This window comes from Micromonospora craterilacus (assembly GCF_003236315.1).
Taxonomy (GTDB): Bacteria; Actinomycetota; Actinomycetes; order Mycobacteriales; family Micromonosporaceae; genus Micromonospora; species Micromonospora craterilacus.
The window spans coordinates 1-1,328 of sequence record NZ_POTY01000481.1 but is presented as its reverse complement, the minus strand read 5'-3'; the positions used below and the strand labels follow the sequence as shown (position 1 = coordinate 1,328).

At 59.9% G+C, this 1,328-nt stretch carries 1 protein-coding gene; it reads right to left on the bottom strand.

Going from position 1 to position 1,328, the window contains the following annotated elements; translation table 11 throughout:
* Window positions 1-107 precede the first annotated feature (107 nt).
* The gene (locus C1I95_RS37420) at window positions 108-641 is read right to left on the bottom strand and encodes a hypothetical protein (RefSeq protein ID WP_158566528.1); all 534 of its coding nucleotides are present in this window, start codon (window positions 639-641) and stop codon (window positions 108-110) included.
* Window positions 642-1,328 lie beyond the last annotated feature (687 nt).

Here is a 1,328-nt window from a genome sequence, read left to right as displayed (position 1 = left end):
GGAAGGACCACCTTCATACCGGGGTTCTGCGTCTTCTCGTTGCACCGCAACGGATCCGGGCGCGTCCGGACCACCGACCGCGCCAGCTACCCCGAGTCCCTACACCGTTACTCGGAAAGGCTCAGTGTCGCCCGGTGTACCGGTCCTTGCTTCTGAAGCTCGGCCACTACCTCAGTATCCGTGAGAACGGTCTGCAATTCGATGGCATCGCCGTTGTGGTTCACAGTAACTCCTTCTGAGGCGCATCGACTGGCACCTCCAGAGAGAACAGCACCGTAGTCGCCTCCCCAACATAGAGAACGTGTTGTCATCGGCTCCCGCCGCGCTTCGTTGTTCTCCTGATTCGAAGCCGGAATCAGGTACTGGTCGCGGCAGCTGTCTTGCTCGTGAGCTAAACAACGGACCGGCGGCCCTCGGAGTTCAATGGCACCGACTCGTCTTCGCCGCCGGCCCTGCCCGGCGGCGACTCGTCCAAAGCCGACGAGGACACGATCCGGCAGGTTATCCACCGGTTCAACGAGATGCGGATGGCCAGTCTGGACCCTCAGTGGGCGGGTGGCCCACCCCGCCAGACCAGTCCCGATGATGAGGCCTTCATCGTCGAGACGGCCGGCATCGCGACTGTTGAGGCCCTGGTTCATCACCCAGATCCGTATCGGGCTCTTGATCGGCTACCACAAAAGGTGCAACTATTGCGGTCAATGCGGCGTCCGCCGTCCACCCGCACGTCGCCTTACTCACCCAATGATGGACGGCATGTCGCAAATGCCGGCCTTCACCTCTTAACGATGCATATCGTCAATGATCACGGGAGAACCCATGACAACAGAACTTGCTACCGAGAGGACCCACTTTAGGCGACTAGGCGCCGTGCTGGTGGTGCTGGCGGTCGTCATCGCTGGACTTGCCGGATATCCGAGGTCAGCGTCGGCCAATACAGTGTATTGGGTGTACGCGTGGGAGGGAACGAATTACACGGGCAAGGTGCACTACTACAATTCTGCGTCTTGGGGTGTATTCAACGCGGGCGCAGCGCTTAACTCCGTAATAAATAGTACGCCTTGGCCCGTTTGCGGTAGGAGCCTGATGGGGGGTGTGACGTACAAGTTCTGGCCGGGATCGTACTCATACGTGGGGACCCCGTTTAGTAGTAGCATGCGAATGGATCAGATGTATTGGCCGAAGGCCGACGGCAGTTGCTAAGTCGGGTCGCCCGGGGGGATTTCACCCCCGGGCTCCCACAGAACCGTGCGTAACAGTCTCCCGTTACACGGCTCTTGTCATCCTGATCACCAGAAGCGCGGTGTCCATGCCCAGTGGGCGAAGAG